Below are 15,769 nucleotides of genomic sequence, written 5' to 3'. Positions count from 1 at the left end.
TTAGTATAGTATTCAAATACATTGTTTTGTTTTTTTGATATTATGCATTTGAAATGGTAATGGAACTTCGTTAGAACTTTTTCATCTACTAACCATGAAATTTTTTAGTGGCAAATTAGTGGTCCTTGTCCAGTCTTAAAAAGAAGCAGTAAATATTGCACTAATAGTAACTTGAAAAAAAATTAAAAAAAATAATACTAAAGTTATCAACTGACAACAACAAGTTATATTAAACATAAAAACACTATCTTAGTTTTAATACTTAACTATTAATACATTATAACATATAGTATTAAGTAGCATTTATACTAACCAATATTTAAAATACCATGAGACAAAACTTCTTATTTATAAGCATTGTATTCGCATTTTTCTTTAGCACTTTAAGTACAGCTCAAGACAAAGTACTTCAACTAGAAGATTACAGCAAATGGAAACGTATTGTATCATCAAAAATTTCTTCGAATGGAGAGTGGTTTACCTATGGTCTTAGACCAAATGGAGGTGATGACACTTTATTTATAAAAAAAACAACCGCTGCAACTTCAGATTTTAGCTATCGCATTCCTTATGCAAGCTCGCCATCATTTTCTAGCAACAGCAAATGGGCAGCCTATCTTATTTCGCCATCAAAAAAAACTGCTAAAAAGCTAAAAAAGTCAAGGAAGAAAGCATTAAGAACAGCTGAGTTAAGAAATCTTATTACAGGTGATTCTATTCGTTTTAAAAGAGCAAAATCGATGACATTTTCTGAAGATGGGAACTACTTTGCCATATCTCTAGAGAAACCAGAAAGTGATAAATCTAAACACAAAGGACTCGACTTGGTTGTTGTAGATTTAACAACCCTAGCAACTTTAAACTTTGGTAATGTTAACGAATTTTCATTTAACAAAAACTCTACACATATTGCATACACTATAGATGCAGCTGAAATGGTTGGTAATGGTTTGTATGTATACGACCTTAATAATAACAAACTACAGAATTTAGACAGTGATAGAAAAACGTACAGCAGTCTTATTTGGGATGATGCAAACGTACTCAAGAAAGATTGGGAAACTAAAGGCACTCAAATTGCAGTATTAAAAGGCAAAAAAATAGATACCTTAGAGCAGAGAGACAATATGCTTTTAGTAATCTCTAATGTGTATCAAACTCCAACCAAAAAGACATTAAATACTAAGAAAACATCTAATTTCCCTAAAAACTTTGTAGTTAGTGAAAAAGGACGCTTGCAATTTAGCAACGATGGTAGTTTTGTTTTGTTTGGAATTAAAGAACAAGAGAAAAAAATAAAGATGTCTAAAGATACCATTGCGAATCTTGATGTTTTTCATTGGAATGATGAAACTATTAATTCTGTACAAAAAAGAAGAGCAAATAGAAATAGAAACTTTACCTATTGGGCATCATACCAATTTAAAAATAATGTATTTACCAGACTTACTGACGATAGTATGCGTAATTTATTATTCTCAAGAAACTCTGACTATTGGTTAGGTAGTAACCCAAAACCTTACATTAATGATGTTAATTGGGGAGTATCTCCTGCAGATTTATATCGTGTTAATCTAAAAACTGGAAAACGTGACCTTATGGTTAAGTTAATCAAAAGACCTTTAGGCTATTCTCCAGACGGAAATTACTACGCAGTACAAAAAGACACAGCTATTCATGTCATAGATTTAACAAACAATAGATTAACCAATATTTCTAAAGCTGCTGATGTAAACTTTATGAACTTAGAACATCCTTATCCTCATGAAAAACCACCTTACGGTTTAGCAGGATGGACAAAAGATGGTACTTCTATTATCTTAAATCATAAATATGATTTGTGGTCGTTAAAATTAGATGGTTCTGCTGCTAAAAATATAACTCAAGGCTTGGGAGACAGAGAAGAAATTAGATTTAGATACCAAAACCTAAATACTAATGATCCATATATAGACACCAAAGAACCACTACTTTTAAATGCCTATGGAGAATGGACAAAAAAGGCTGGTTTTTATGAATTAAAAGTGGGTAAAAAACCAAAATCATTACTTTTTGATGACTATGCTTTTACTAGAATTATGAAAGCAGAAAATACGGGTAAGATTGTGTTTACAAAAGAATCTTTTGTAGCATTCCCAGATTACTATATCAGTAAACTTTCATTTAAAAAACCAAAAAGATTAACTGATGCCAATCCTCAGCAAAAAGAATACAAATGGGGTTCTAAAGTATTGATAGACTATACCAATAGTAAAGGAGATAAATTGCAAGGTACACTTACGCTTCCTCCAGATTATGAAAAGGGTAAAAAATATCCTATGGTTGTATATTTCTACGAGAAAATGTCTAATAGACATCACCGTTACTATATGCCATCTTATGATGACCGTCCACATGGTTCTACTTATGCTAGTAATGGTTATTTATTTTTTCAACCAGACAATGTTTACGAGGTAGGAAAACCAGGCACAAGCTCTTTAGACTGTATCACATCTGCAACTCAAAAAGTAATTGATTTAGGCTATGCAGATTCTAAAAAAATTGGGTTACAAGGACATAGTTGGGGTGGTTATCAATCTTCATTTATACTCACACAAACAGACATGTTTGCTTGTGTAGTAACAGGAGCACCACCTACAGATCTAGAAAGTTTTTACAATAATATTTATGGAAACACAGGAACCAACCATGCTGGTATTATGGAAATTGGACAAGTGAGAATGGGAAGAGGTGTTACTCCATGGACACATCGTGAAATTTATCAGCGAGAAAACCCGATGTTTCATGCGCAAAAGATTAAAGTTCCTTTTATGATATTACATGGAACAGCTGATGGTGCTGTAGATTGGACACAAGGTCTTGAATTTTACAACGCTGCAAGAAGGTTAGGCAAAGAAGTTATTTTCTTATCATATCCAGGAGAACCACATCATCTAAGAGTAGAGGCCAATCAAAAAGATTTTCAGATAAGAATGAAACAATATTTTGACCACTACTTAATGGATAAAGAAGCTCCTAAATGGATGACTGATGGCATACCTCATTTAAAAAAACTGTACGATAAAGCAAAATAGCTTTTACTAAAAACTATCTAAGATTTTATGCTTAAATAATAACTAAGCTTAAACATAAAAAAACCTCCAAAACAAATTATTGTTTTGGAAGTTTTTAGTGTTAGAAAACGATTATCCACATTTAGAAGAACCGCAATCGTTACAAGTTAAACAACCTTCTTGATAAATTAATTTTGTAGAATTACAATTGTCACAAGTTTGTCCTTTGGCTTTTGTACCGTCTGCAACATAACGTTTTAAAGCTCGTTGCACTCCGTTTTTCCAAGTATTTATAGAAGCACTATCTAATTGTAAACTATGAATCAAATCAATTACTTTATCAATTGGCATTCCATGACGTAAGGTTCCTGAAATGAGTTTTGCGTAATTCCAGAATTCTGGATTGAACTTGTGCGACAACCCTTCAATAGTTGTTTTATATCCTCTTTTATTTTGATATTGAAAATCGTAACGCGATGTTCCGTCTTCATTTCTACTTTTAATAATCAATCCTTTTTCTACCCATCTTGGAATTAGAATTCCGTCTTCATCATCAACCAAACCAGTAAAAATTTCATACGGTTTCTCATCAACTAGACCTACAAAAGCAATCCATTTCTCTTTCTGATTTTGAAAACGAACCACATCTGCTTCTAAAGTTTCAGGTCTATTTTTAGGAAAGTTATCTGTTGTTTTTTCTTCCTTTTTATCATCCGTAGAAATTAACACTCCAGAACGTGAACCATCTCTATACACAGTAACTCCTTTACAGCCTACTTCCCACGCTTTTACATACAATTCTCCCACCAAGTCTTCTGATACCGTATTTGGTAAATTTACAGTAACACTTATAGAATGATCTACCCATTTTTGAATAGCTCCTTGCATGGTTACTTTGCTCAACCAGTCGATGTCATTGGAGGTTGCTTTGTAATAAGGAGATTTTTTTACCAAATTATTCAATTCTTCTTGTGAATAATTCTTGCTGGTATCTATTCCGTTTACTTGCATCCATTGTTTAAATCGATGATGAAAAACCACATATTCTTCCCAAGAATCACCAACTTCATCTACAAAATCTACACGGATATCTTTATCATTCGGATTCACTTTTTTTCTACGTTTGTAGACAGGTAAAAACACAGGTTCAATACCAGAAGAAGTTTGCGTCATTAAACTTGTAGTTCCTGTAGGTGCAATTGTTAATAAGGCGATATTTCTGCGTCCATACTCTAACATTTCATAATACAATTTGCTATCTGCTTCTTTTAATCGTAAGATAAACGGATTTTCTTTTTCTCTTTTTGCATCAAAAATTGAAAAAGCACCTCTTTCTTTCGCTAAATTTACGGATGCTCTATAGGTTTCTACACCCAGTGTTTTATGAACTTTGGTTGAAAAATCGATTCCCTTTTCGCTTCCATATCTCATATTTAACGCTGCCAACATATCTCCTTCTGCAGTAATTCCTATACCAGTTCTTCTGCCTTCATAAGCTTTTTGTCTAATGTTTAACCATAAGTTTTTCTCAGTTGCTTTTACGTCATCCTCTTCTGGATCTGCATCAATCTTTGCTAAAATGCCATCAATTTTTTCTAGTTCTAAATCGATGATATCATCCATCATTCTTTGTGCTATGGCAATGTGTTTTTTAAACAAATCAAAATTAAAACTTGCTTGTGCTGTAAACGGATCTTCTACATAAGAAAATAAGTTGATTGCCAACAAACGACAAGAATCATAAGGACATAAAGGAATTTCTCCACAAGGATTTGTAGATACTGTTTTGTAGCCTAAATCTGCATAACAATCAGGCACAGATTCATTGATAATGGTATCCCAAAACAAGATTCCTGGTTCTGCTGATTTCCATGCATTATGGACTATTTTTTTCCAAATTTTAGTAGCTTCTATCTCCTTTGTATACAAAGCATTTTTACTAAATGTTGGATATTTTTGCGTGTACTTTTCATTCGCTTTTACAGCTTTCATAAAAGCGTCATCTATTCTTACAGAAACATTGGCTCCAGTAACTTTTCCTTGTTCTAATTTGGCATCAATAAAATCTTCTGCATCTGGATGATTCACAGAAACCGATAACATTAAAGCGCCTCTTCTACCATCTTGAGCAACTTCTCTTGTAGAGTTGGAATAACGCTCCATAAAAGGAACAATTCCTGTTGATGTTAAAGCGGAATTTTTAACAGGAGAACCTTTTGGACGAATGTGTGATAAATCGTGACCAACACCACCTCTACGTTTCATTAATTGTACTTGTTCTTGATCTATTTTTAGAATGCCACCATAAGAATCTGAATCTCCATCATTACCAATTACAAAACAGTTAGAAAGAGATGCTATTTGAAACGGATTTCCTATTCCAGCCATTGGACTTCCTTGAGGAACTATGTATTTAAAGTTTTTAATGACTTCAAAAATTTCTGTTTCTGTTAGTGGATTATCATATTTCTGCTCAATTCGAGCAATTTCTTTGGCAATTCTATGATGCATATCATTTGGCGAACTTTCGTATAAGTTCCCATCAGAATCTTTTAAAGCGTATTTGTTAATCCAAACAGTTGCAGCAAGTTCGTCATTGTTAAAATAAGAGAGAGAAGCTTGTAAAGCTTCTTCCCTAGTCACCTTTTTTTTAGGCGTGAGTAGGGTTTTGGAATTCATGATAAAAGAAGTGTTTAAGTTGATTTTAAAGTGATGTGAAGTTCACTAAATCGCAAAACTTAAAAGATGATAATTATCATAAAATTTTCAATAAAAATATTTAAAATACTATAAATCAATTATTTAATTACTTATCAACAATAAAAAGTTAACAAATAATTTGATTTTACAATCTGTAAATCGTTAGTAATCGAATGTTCCAAACTCACTTTTAATCGTAAGTTTTTTGCTTTTAGAAGCCTCAACTCTACCCACAATTTTAGCATCAACATTAAAAGATTTTGAGATGCTAATAATCTCTTCAGCAATTTCTGGTGAAACATAAACTTCCATTCTATGCCCACAATTAAATACTTGATACATTTCTTTCCAATCTGTTTTCGATTGCTCTTGTATCAATTTAAATAAAGGTGGAATTGGAAACATGTTGTCTTTTACAATATGTAAGTTATCTACAAAATGTAAGATTTTGGTTTGTGCACCTCCAGAACAATGTATCATTCCGTGGACAGATTTTGAATCGAATTTTGATAAAATTTCTTTAATAATTGGAGCATACGTTCTTGTAGGTGACAATACTAATTTACCAGCATCAATAGGAGAATTCTCTACTTTATCAGTCAATTTTGTATTTCCAGAATATACCAAATCAGCAGGAACAGCAGCATCAAAACTTTCTGGATATTTTTCTGCTAAATAGTTATGAAAAACATCGTGTCTTGCAGAAGTTAATCCGTTAGAACCCATACCTCCATTATATTCAGTTTCATAAGTTGCTTGCCCAAAAGATTCTAAACCAACAATAACATCACCAGCTTTTATGTTGGCATTATCAATCACATCAGAGCGTTTCATTCTTGCAGTAACTGTAGAGTCTACAATAATAGTTCTTACTAAATCTCCAACATCTGCAGTTTCTCCACCAGTAGAATGAATAGTAACTCCGAATTTTTTTAAGTCTTCAATTAATTCTTCTGTTCCGTTAATAATTGCTGATAAAACTTCGCCAGGAATTTTACTTTTGTTACGACCAATTGTAGAGGATAACATGATATTATCTGTTGCGCCAACACATAATAAATCGTCTATATTCATAATTAACGCATCTTGTGCTATGCCCTTCCAAACAGAAATATCTCCAGTTTCTTTCCAATACATGTAAGCCAAAGAAGATTTTGTACCTGCACCATCTGCATGCATTATTAAGCAATAATCATCGTCATTTGTTAAATGATCTGGTACTATTTTACAAAACGCTTTTGGAAACAACCCCTTGTCTATATTCTTAATTGCATTGTGCACATCTTCTTTTGATGCAGAAACACCTCTTTGTGCGTATCTTTTAGAAACTTCTTGACTCATGATATTGTGTTGTGAGTTGCAAATTTAGTCTTTTACGTAAAAAATCCTACCGTAAAGTAGGATGTTTTTAAATTACTTTGTAAACAATAGCTCTCTGTATTTTGTTAATGGCCACAAATTGTCGTCAACCATAGTTTCTAATTGATCACAATGAAATCTTATTTTATCAAAAAATGGTTTTACTTTATTACAATAATGTTCCGCCAATTTTAATCCAATATTTTTATTTGCTCTTAATTTTTCTTCGTTCATTTCAAGAACTAAAGCATTAATTTGAGTAATGTGATTAGAAATCGTCATGATCAATTCAATCTGTTCTTTGGCTATATTTTTATAGTCACTACCAAAGATTTCTTTTAAATTTTTGGTGTTTTCTAACAATGTATTCTGATAAATAATTGCTGTGGGAATAACATGATTTCTAGAAATATCTCCTAAAACACGCGACTCTATTTGAATTTTCTTAGCATACGATTCTAAGTCGATTTCATAACGTGCTTCAACTTCAACCTTACTCATCACCTCCATCTCTTCAAACAACTGAATTGTTTTGTCTGCAACCTTAACTTTTAAAGCTTCTGGTGTGGTTTTATTATTAGTTAAACCTCTTTTTTTAGCTTCTTTTTCCCAAACTTCACCATAACCATCACCTTCAAAACGAATAGGCTTTGAAGCTTTTATATATTCTCTTAAAATATTAAAAACAGCTTCGTCTTTTTTTAATCCTTTTTTATCAATTAGTACATCAACTTCTTTCTTAAATTCTTTTAATTGTTTGGCAACAATAGTGTTTAAAACCGTCATCGGAATTGCACAATTGGCGGAAGAACCTACCGCTCTAAACTCAAATTTATTACCTGTAAATGCAAAAGCAGAAGTTCTATTTCTATCAGTATTATCCAATAATATTTCAGGTATTTTACCAATTATGTTTAGTTTTAAATCTGTCTTTTCTTGAGGTGATAGTTTCCCTTTTGTTACATTTTCTAGTTCATCTAGAACTGCCGATAACTGACCTCCAATAAATACAGATATAATTGCTGATGGTGCTTCGTTAGCCCCTAAACGATGATCGTTTGTTGCAGAAGCAATTGAGGCTCTTAATAATTCTTCATTTTCATAAACTGCCTTAATGGTATTGATAAAAAAAGTTAAGAATTGTAAATTCTTCATTGGTGTTTTACCTGGACTTAACAGGTTTGTTCCTTTATCTGAAGTCAATGACCAGTTATTATGTTTTCCAGAACCATTGATTCCTGTAAATGGTTTTTCGTGAAAAAGTACTTTAAACTTATGTCTACGCGATACTTTTTGCATCACGTCCATCAATAAAGAATTGTGATCTACTGCTAAATTGGCTTCTTCAAAAATTGGAGCTATTTCAAACTGGTTAGGAGCAACTTCATTATGTCTTGTTTTTACAGGAATACCCAACAACATACACTCTTGTTCTAAATCTTGCATAAAACTCATTGCTCTTGTTGGTATGGTTCCAAAATAATGGTCATCCAATTGTTGCCCTTTTGCTGGGGTATGCCCTATTAAGGTTCTTCCTGTTAATGAAATGTCTGGTCTTGAGAGTGCTAGTGCATCATCAATTAAGAAATATTCTTGTTCCCAACCTAAGGTTGCATTGACTTTACTCGCATTTTTATCAAAATATTTACAAACAGCAGTTGCATGAGTATCGATAGCTTGTAAAGCTCTTAACAATGGTGTTTTATTGTCTAAAGCTTCACCTGTATATGCCACAAAAATAGTTGGAATACACAAAGTTGTCTCATAAATAAAGGCTGGTGAAGTAGGGTCCCAAGCTGTATAGCCTCTTGCTTCAAAAGTGTTTCTTATTCCTCCATTTGGAAAACTTGATGCATCTGGTTCTTGTTGTACCAATTGTTCTCCATCAAACTTCTCCATTGCTAAACCTCCGTTTATAGACTCAAAAAAAGCATCGTGTTTTTCTGCGGTTGCTCCTGTAAGTGGTTGAAACCAATGTGTATAGTGAGTTGCTCCTTTAGACATTGCCCAATCTTTCATGCTTACTGCAACTTGATCTGCAATTTTTCTATCAATTTTAGTTCCATGATTAATGGCATTCATTACACTTTCATAAGCAGAACGTGTAAGATACTGTTGCATAGCATATTTATTAAATACGTTTTGACCAAAAAGTGTAGATCTTTTTTCGTTTTGAACCACTTTTACAGGCACTCTTCTAAGAGTTTCTTGTAAAGCATTAAATCTAATTCTTGACATATTGGTAAAATATTTAACTTATTTTTAATTTTAAACAAATATACCCTTTCAAAATTAGGGATAAAATTATTTTTTAATACTTTTTAATATTTTACCCCTCTTTTTTTTGATATCTTACTAAATTATTTGATTTTTGTAACAGAAACATCACATAAACAAATACTTATTATGGCAAAAATTAAATTAGAATACATTTGGTTAGATGGATATTTTCCAACTCAAAATATGAGAAGTAAGACCAAAGTTGAAGAACATGAAAACTTTCAAGGAACAATTGAAGAATTAGGAAATTGGTCTTTCGATGGATCATCTACAAAACAAGCTTCAGGAGGGGCGTCTGACTGTATTTTAAAGCCAGTAGCAATATATCCAGATCCAGCTAGAAGAAATGGTTATTTAGTGATGACTGAAGTATTAAATGCTGATGGAACACCACACGAGTCTAATGGTCGTGCTACTATAGAAGATGATGATAATGACTTCTGGTTTGGTTTTGAGCAAGAATATTTTATTATGGATTCTAAGACTCAATTACCTTTAGGTTTCCCTGTTGGTGGTTATCCAGGTCCACAAGGAATGTACTACTGTTCTGTTGGTGGAAAAAACACTTTTGGAAGAGATTTCGTAGAAGAGCATGCTGATTTATGTATTGATGCAGGTTTAAACTTTGAAGGAATTAATCAAGAGGTTGCTTCAGGTCAATGGGAATTCCAATTGTTTGCTAAAGGAGCTAAAAAAGCTGGAGACGAAATCTGGATTGCACGTTACTTATTAGATAGATTAACTGAAAAATATGGATGGTATATAGAATATCACCCAAAACCAATTAAAGGAGATTGGAATGGTTCTGGTATGCACGCTAACTTCTCTAACTCAATCTTAAGAACTTGTGGTTCTAAAGAAAAATACGCTGAGATCTGTGAAGCTTTCCGTCCTTACACTAAAGAGCATATTGAAGTTTACGGTGAGTTTAACGATCAACGTTTAACTGGTTTACATGAAACTGCGTCTATTGACGATTTCTCTTGGGGAGTTTCTGATAGAGGAGCATCTATTCGTATTCCAATTATTGCTGTAGAGAAAGGATACAAAGGATGGTTAGAAGACAGAAGACCTTCTTCTAATGGAGATCCATATAAAATTGCTGCAAGAATTATTAAAACGGTTAAGCCAATTAAATAATCTTACAAGTTTATTATATACTAAAACGCTAGCATTAATTTGTTAGCGTTTTTTTTATGCATAAAACTCAGTTATCAAATAGTCAGATAAATAAAAGTAACGTATGCTCCTAACAAGATAATACCATCTTTCCAATTTAAACGGTATCCTTTAGGTATAAAAACTAAGGGCAATACTGCAAATGATATTGCTAGCATCCAGAAAATATCATTGGTTAACAAACCTTCATCCTGAACTTTTACGGGAGTTATCATAGATGTAATTCCTAAAACCGCTAAAATATTAAAGACATTAGAACCTATAAGATTCCCTAAAGAAATGGCTTTTTCTTTCTTTAAAACTGCTATGATTGATGCTGCTAACTCAGGTATACTTGTTCCAATAGAAACAATAGTTACACCGATAATTCTCTCGCTTACGTTGAATTCTATAGCTAAAGAAGTTGCCCCTTGAATTAACAACTCTGAACCACCCCATAAACCAACACCTCCAATTACAAAAAACAATACAATTTTATATAGTGGTAAAGGTTCATCATCTTCAGGTAATTCATCTATTACTGCTGTTTTTTGGAAACGCAACAAATAAACCAAAAAGAATACTAAAAGTGAAAACAGAATAATACCTTCATATTGTACAATTTTCTTATCTCCGATTAAAAAAAAATACAACAAACCAGAAGCAATCATCATTACTGGCCAATCCGTTTTATAAAAACTTTTTTGGACATGCATGGTTCCGAATAACAACGTAATCCCCAAAACTAAACCAAGGTTTGCAATATTAGAACCTATTACATTACCTAATGCTAAATCTGAAGAACCACTGAGTGCTGCATTAATACTAACAATTAATTCTGGTGCAGAAGTTGCAAATGAAACCACAGTCATTCCAATAACAATTTTTGGAATATCTAATTTTAATGACAATGCAACTGCCGATTTTAACAACCAATTTCCACTAAAAATCAACACCACTAATCCACCAATTATTAATAAAAAATTCATCAATTCTAATTTTCTACGAAGATACATTTTTATCACTTTAGGTGAGATGAAAAAAATCAAATGACTAAAAAGAGCAAAAGTAGAGAGTTATTTTCCTTTACTTTTTTAAAAAATAGTTTTTTTACCCATTATTTAATTACAGTATTATACTTATTAAATACTTAAATATTATATTTTAAAACATAATGAAAGGAAATATAATTACATATTATAATTAAATACTATTTTTTAGTTATAAATACTAAATTAATTTAATAAATACTATTTAAAACTTTTGGCACTAAGGTTTCTATCATCATATATTGATAAAACAATTTCGAAATTGACTAAAATTACTAACTCAAAAAAACACTATTATGATTATTATCTTACTTGACTCAATTAAAAAACTTTCTGAAATTATTTTTCAAATCTTATTTTAAAAACCTATTAAAACCAACGCTATGTTAACAACTATTGGAATTATCTTAATAGTTGCAGGAATAACTGCAATTATTTTAAAAAGTATATTTAAGTCTAAGGATTCACTATCATGGATTAATACTAACAAAGGAATTAAGGTCATTGTATTAGGAATATTACTAACCTTTTTAAACGGTATGTTTTTCTATGCGGATGCAGGAACCGCCTATGCTGTACAATATTTATCTGGTGGAGATAAAATGACTACAACACAAGGGCTTAAATTAAAGTGGTGGGGAAGAATTATTCCGCTTTCTTATGAAACCTCTATTAAAGATATTATTTTAGATAACACCTCTGAATTACCCCAAAACAACCAAGGAATATATAACAGAAAAGCTCAAAAATGGGAATTTAGTGATGCTATAAAGGCAGAGATAAGTACTTCTGTAATTGTTGGCGTAAATATTAATGATGAAGCAGTATTCTTAAATATGGCTGACAGAAATAAAAGTGAAGCTAAATTAATTTTTGGTAGGGTAATGCCTAACATAGATTCAGCTATTAAGAATACATGTAAACTTATGGATGCTCAAGATTATATCTCTGGACAAGCGTCAGATTTTGATAGATACTTTAGAGATCAATTAGAGAATGGAATGTATCAGGTAGAACAATATTATGAGTCTGAAAATTCAAATGAAATTCTAGGAGATACAACAACTGTTAGAAAAATAAATGTGGGAAAATCTAGCAAACAGAAAAAGTTTAGGATCAAAAGAGATACCAATGGTAATATTGTAAGAGATAATTCGAATACACTAAAACAATATGGTCTAAAAATTTACCAAGCTCAAGTTACCGGTATTGATTGGGAATCTTCTTTTGATGAAAGATTAGATTTACAGAAAAATGAAGTTGCGCAAACGCAATTAGAAAAACAACAAGCTGAAAGAGAATACTACAGAGCAAAAAAAGAAGTTGCTAAAGGAGAATCTGAAAAAGCTAAAGAAAGAGCTCGATTAGAAAAAATTCAAATTCAACAAACTATCGAGGCTGAAACTGCTGCTAAAGTTGCAGGCTTTAACTTAATTAAAGAGAAAAAGCAATATGAAGTAGAACAGTTTAAGGCAAAAAGTAAAAAAGTTGCAGCTGACGCTCAATATTATGAAAACGCTAAATTAGTTAGTGCAGGTTTAACTCCTCAAGAAAGAGCTGAATGGGAATACAAAACTGCAGTTGGAGTAGCTGGACAAATAAAAGATTTAAAACTACCATCTACCTATATAACAGGAAGTAAAAATGGTAGTGGTGATAACCTTTTAAATTCTCTTATCGGAGCTGACCTTGCCAAAAAAATGATGTCAAAGAAGAAGTAAGTTGACTTAACACAACTCTTTCTTTAAACAGATTGAGTTGTTTAATTTTTCTGTAAATTTGATTGTTAATTTATAACAACAAATGAAAAAACAAGTTTTTAAAATACTTGCAAAATTTAACAGACTGATTTTACCTTCCTTCACAAAAAAAGGATTGGATATTTCTAAAGCTTCAAAAACTCAATTAGCTATAATTGGTTGGAGAGCTTATGTAACTTTAAATTCATTAGATTAAAACAAAAAATTATGGCAACAGAACATATTAAAATATTTTCGGGATCTTCAATCATCGTTAAAGGTTTACAAAATCTATTAGATGACAATGGCATTCACTACATTATTAAAGACAACTTTGAATCTGCAAGATTAGCTGGTTTTGGCGAGCAAATGAATTCTGTAGAATTACATGTACTAGCTGATGATCAAGAAAAAGCAAAAGCAATTACTGACGACTACAGAAAGGAAATAAATTCATAAAAAACTAGAATAGCCTTTTGAATTCAAAAAAATGCTATTATATTTGCACCCGCTTAATGGCCATGTGGCGCAACTGAATAGCGCACTTGATTACGGCTCAAGAGGTTCTAGGTTTGAATCCTAGCATGGTCACAAAAAACAAAACTCATCTTTAAAAAAAGATGAGTTTTTTATTACATCAAGTTTACTTTAAGAAAGTAAAAAAGACCTAGAAAAAAATTCTAGGCCTTTTTGTCTAACCAAACTTAGTATAAAAACTAACTACTACTATCTCTTATAATCTTCTTTGAACCATAAACTATACCAACTAGAAATAACATTTGTACAACTCCGTCAATTGGCAAACCTGGTGGCGGTGGCGGTGGTGCAGGTGGCGGAACAACTTGTGCATATCCCATTAAAGGTAGCAGCAGTAAAATTCCAATTAAAAAAATTCTTTTAAACACCTCTTCTCTATTATTATGACTATAAAACTCTTAAAGTCATTACAAAGAACATTAAAAAGAATGGTTTTTCGGAAAGATTTCGATGAATGGTAGTTTAGTGTAGATATTGTTTGATCATTAGTCGATGTTCAGGAATACTCTTATCATAGTTTTCGACTAATAACTCCAGCATCTCTGGAGGTTTTACTCCAATTTCTTTTTTGTTTTTATATTTAGAAACATACAAATTGTGGGTAGTTTTTATACGTTCGAAAATTAAAAAATGAGTGTCATTTAATTCTGAAAATGAGATTTCATTTCCAGAAAAAGTTTGAGATTTGTCTGTAAAAAAATCGGAAAACTCGTAATACTTTAAAACGTTTTCCATTCTTACACCAATTCAGCTGACAAACCCAATTGTAGCAATTTAGAACACCTAGGTTCTAAATCTTTATATTCTCCAGATTTTACGGTACATTTTCCTTTATAATGTACTAAAATAGTGCATTGCTCTGCTTGTTCTAAAGTATGATCACAAACATTAATTAAAGATTCAATAACAAAATCAAAAGTGTTTACTTCATCATTATGCAATACAATTTCATGTTGATGCACTTCTTGCTCTAAAACATCTATTTCTTCTTGAATTTTTTCTTTTGTACTCATGTTGCAAAAATAATGAATATTTTTTATTCTTTATTATATTTTAACGCTACCCAATTGTTATGCTCAATATGGTTTTCTAGCGTTAAGTTGTATTTAGAAACTTCAGCATCAATAATAGGAATATCTTCTTGATAAAAACCACTCAACAACAAAACTCCTTTTGCATTTAAGCAATTGGCATAGATTTTCATATCCATCAACAAAATATTTCTATTGATGTTTGCAATAATAACATCATATTTTTTATCAGTTAACAAAGAAGAATCTCCTTCAAATACAGAAATATGTTGACAGTTATTTCTTTGAACGTTTTCTAGTGAGTTTTCATAACACCAATTATCTATATCTATAGCGTCTGTTGGTTTTGCGCCTTTCATCTCAGCAAAAATGGCTAAGATTCCTGTTCCGCACCCCATATCTAACACTTTTTTATCCGCTAAATCTAGCTGCAATAAATGCTGAACCATCATATGAGTTGTTTCGTGATGACCTGTCCCAAAACTCATTTTGGGCTCAATTACGATATCATATTTTAAATTTGGATTATCATGAAATGGTGCACGAATACTCACTAAATCATCAACTTGAATTGGAGAGAAGTTCTTTTCCCATTCTGCATTCCAATTAGTTTGTGCTACTTCATTTTGATTGTAATCTATCGAAAATTCATCAGAATTTAATACAAAAACATCATCTAAAAGTGTTTTACTCCAATCTTCTTTCTGGATATAAGCTGTAACTCCATCTTCTGTTTCCACAAAACTTTCAAAACCAATATTTCCTAATTCTGCAATTAAAATTTCAGTTGCTGGTTCTTTAGGGCTAATTGTAAAATTGTATTCTATATAAATATTATCCATAGTTTATCAATAAAAAAAGCA

13 protein-coding genes and 1 tRNA gene are annotated in these 15,769 nt (G+C 31.6%); 6 read left to right on the top strand and 8 right to left on the bottom strand.

The window, feature by feature from the left end:
• Nucleotides 1–329: 329 nt before the first annotated feature.
• Entirely contained in the window at nucleotides 330–3,074 is a 2,745-nt protein-coding gene (locus FP421_RS01700) for a S9 family peptidase (RefSeq protein ID WP_159946982.1), read from the top strand.
• A 111-nt stretch (nucleotides 3,075–3,185) separates the two neighbouring features.
• Here the strand turns inward: FP421_RS01700 and FP421_RS01695 are convergent, their stop codons facing one another.
• The 3 genes from FP421_RS01695 to FP421_RS01685 all read right to left on the bottom strand — a co-directional run bounded on the left by FP421_RS01695 (nucleotide 3,186) and on the right by FP421_RS01685 (nucleotide 9,350).
• The gene (locus FP421_RS01695; protein ID WP_159946980.1) at nucleotides 3,186–5,732 is read right to left on the bottom strand and encodes an adenosylcobalamin-dependent ribonucleoside-diphosphate reductase; all 2,547 of its coding nucleotides are present in this window, start codon (nucleotides 5,730–5,732) and stop codon (nucleotides 3,186–3,188) included.
• Nucleotides 5,733–5,915: 183 nt separating this feature from the next.
• On the bottom strand, nucleotides 5,916–7,094 hold the full coding sequence (locus FP421_RS01690) for an AIR synthase related protein (protein ID WP_159946978.1): 1,179 nt from the start codon (nucleotides 7,092–7,094) through the stop codon (nucleotides 5,916–5,918).
• Nucleotides 7,095–7,166: 72 nt separating this feature from the next.
• Nucleotides 7,167–9,350 (bottom strand): glutamine synthetase III family protein, encoded by a 2,184-nt coding sequence (locus FP421_RS01685; protein WP_159946976.1) that lies wholly within the window; start codon nucleotides 9,348–9,350, stop codon nucleotides 7,167–7,169.
• Nucleotides 9,351–9,518: 168 nt separating this feature from the next.
• Between FP421_RS01685 and FP421_RS01680 the strand changes: the two genes are divergently transcribed.
• Nucleotides 9,519–10,532, top strand: a complete 1,014-nt coding sequence (locus tag FP421_RS01680) for a glutamine synthetase beta-grasp domain-containing protein (RefSeq protein WP_159946974.1) — start codon at nucleotides 9,519–9,521, stop codon at nucleotides 10,530–10,532.
• Between the two features lie 74 nt (nucleotides 10,533–10,606).
• Here FP421_RS01680 and FP421_RS01675 read toward each other — a convergent pair whose 3' ends face one another.
• On the bottom strand, nucleotides 10,607–11,539 hold the full coding sequence (locus FP421_RS01675; RefSeq protein ID WP_159946972.1) for a calcium/sodium antiporter: 933 nt from the start codon (nucleotides 11,537–11,539) through the stop codon (nucleotides 10,607–10,609).
• A 443-nt stretch (nucleotides 11,540–11,982) separates the two neighbouring features.
• Here FP421_RS01675 and FP421_RS01670 point away from each other — a divergent pair, with 443 nt between their 5' ends.
• From FP421_RS01670 to FP421_RS01655, 4 genes are all read left to right on the top strand, one after another.
• Complete coding sequence (locus tag FP421_RS01670) at nucleotides 11,983–13,320, top strand: SPFH domain-containing protein (protein WP_159946970.1); 1,338 nt, start codon at nucleotides 11,983–11,985, stop codon at nucleotides 13,318–13,320.
• Nucleotides 13,321–13,402: 82 nt separating this feature from the next.
• On the top strand, nucleotides 13,403–13,555 hold the full coding sequence (locus FP421_RS01665; RefSeq protein ID WP_159946968.1) for an SsrA-binding protein: 153 nt from the start codon (nucleotides 13,403–13,405) through the stop codon (nucleotides 13,553–13,555).
• A gap of 11 nt (nucleotides 13,556–13,566) precedes the next feature.
• Entirely contained in the window at nucleotides 13,567–13,797 is a 231-nt protein-coding gene (locus FP421_RS01660; protein WP_159946966.1) for a putative signal transducing protein, read from the top strand.
• A 58-nt stretch (nucleotides 13,798–13,855) separates the two neighbouring features.
• Nucleotides 13,856–13,929 (top strand) — tRNA-Arg (locus FP421_RS01655).
• A 125-nt stretch (nucleotides 13,930–14,054) separates the two neighbouring features.
• Here FP421_RS01655 and FP421_RS01650 read toward each other — a convergent pair.
• The 4 genes from FP421_RS01650 to prmA form a co-directional block, all read right to left on the bottom strand.
• On the bottom strand, nucleotides 14,055–14,243 hold the full coding sequence (locus FP421_RS01650; RefSeq protein ID WP_159946964.1) for a PID-CTERM protein-sorting domain-containing protein: 189 nt from the start codon (nucleotides 14,241–14,243) through the stop codon (nucleotides 14,055–14,057).
• A 94-nt stretch (nucleotides 14,244–14,337) separates the two neighbouring features.
• Nucleotides 14,338–14,610 (bottom strand): hypothetical protein, encoded by a 273-nt coding sequence (locus tag FP421_RS01645; protein WP_159946962.1) that lies wholly within the window; start codon nucleotides 14,608–14,610, stop codon nucleotides 14,338–14,340.
• Between the two features lie 2 nt (nucleotides 14,611–14,612).
• Nucleotides 14,613–14,888 (bottom strand): ATP-dependent Clp protease adaptor ClpS, encoded by a 276-nt coding sequence (locus tag FP421_RS01640; RefSeq protein ID WP_159946960.1) that lies wholly within the window; start codon nucleotides 14,886–14,888, stop codon nucleotides 14,613–14,615.
• A 23-nt stretch (nucleotides 14,889–14,911) separates the two neighbouring features.
• Nucleotides 14,912–15,748 carry a 50S ribosomal protein L11 methyltransferase gene (prmA, locus tag FP421_RS01635; RefSeq protein WP_159946958.1) on the bottom strand — a complete coding sequence of 279 codons (837 nt, stop codon included), beginning with the start codon at nucleotides 15,746–15,748 and terminating at the stop codon, nucleotides 14,912–14,914.
• Nucleotides 15,749–15,769 lie beyond the last annotated feature (21 nt).

The sequence above is a fragment of the Polaribacter septentrionalilitoris genome (assembly GCF_009832745.1).
Classification (GTDB): Bacteria; Bacteroidota; Bacteroidia; order Flavobacteriales; family Flavobacteriaceae; genus Polaribacter; species Polaribacter septentrionalilitoris.
Note: the sequence above shows the minus strand (reverse complement) of the source record. Positions and strands in the feature narration are given on the sequence as shown.

Coding starts and splice junctions, on each gene's coding strand:
- FP421_RS01700 (WP_159946982.1), top strand. CDS start 330: ATGAGACAAAACTTCTTATTTATAAGCATTGTATTCGCATTTTTCTTT.
- FP421_RS01695 (WP_159946980.1), bottom strand. CDS start 5,732: ATGAATTCCAAAACCCTACTCACGCCTAAAAAAAAGGTGACTAGGGAA.
- FP421_RS01690 (WP_159946978.1), bottom strand. CDS start 7,094: ATGAGTCAAGAAGTTTCTAAAAGATACGCACAAAGAGGTGTTTCTGCA.
- FP421_RS01685 (WP_159946976.1), bottom strand. CDS start 9,350: ATGTCAAGAATTAGATTTAATGCTTTACAAGAAACTCTTAGAAGAGTG.
- FP421_RS01680 (WP_159946974.1), top strand. CDS start 9,519: ATGGCAAAAATTAAATTAGAATACATTTGGTTAGATGGATATTTTCCA.
- FP421_RS01675 (WP_159946972.1), bottom strand. CDS start 11,539: ATGAATTTTTTATTAATAATTGGTGGATTAGTGGTGTTGATTTTTAGT.
- FP421_RS01670 (WP_159946970.1), top strand. CDS start 11,983: ATGTTAACAACTATTGGAATTATCTTAATAGTTGCAGGAATAACTGCA.
- FP421_RS01665 (WP_159946968.1), top strand. CDS start 13,403: ATGAAAAAACAAGTTTTTAAAATACTTGCAAAATTTAACAGACTGATT.
- FP421_RS01660 (WP_159946966.1), top strand. CDS start 13,567: ATGGCAACAGAACATATTAAAATATTTTCGGGATCTTCAATCATCGTT.
- FP421_RS01645 (WP_159946962.1), bottom strand. CDS start 14,610: ATGGAAAACGTTTTAAAGTATTACGAGTTTTCCGATTTTTTTACAGAC.
- FP421_RS01640 (WP_159946960.1), bottom strand. CDS start 14,888: ATGAGTACAAAAGAAAAAATTCAAGAAGAAATAGATGTTTTAGAGCAA.
- prmA (WP_159946958.1), bottom strand. CDS start 15,748: ATGGATAATATTTATATAGAATACAATTTTACAATTAGCCCTAAAGAA.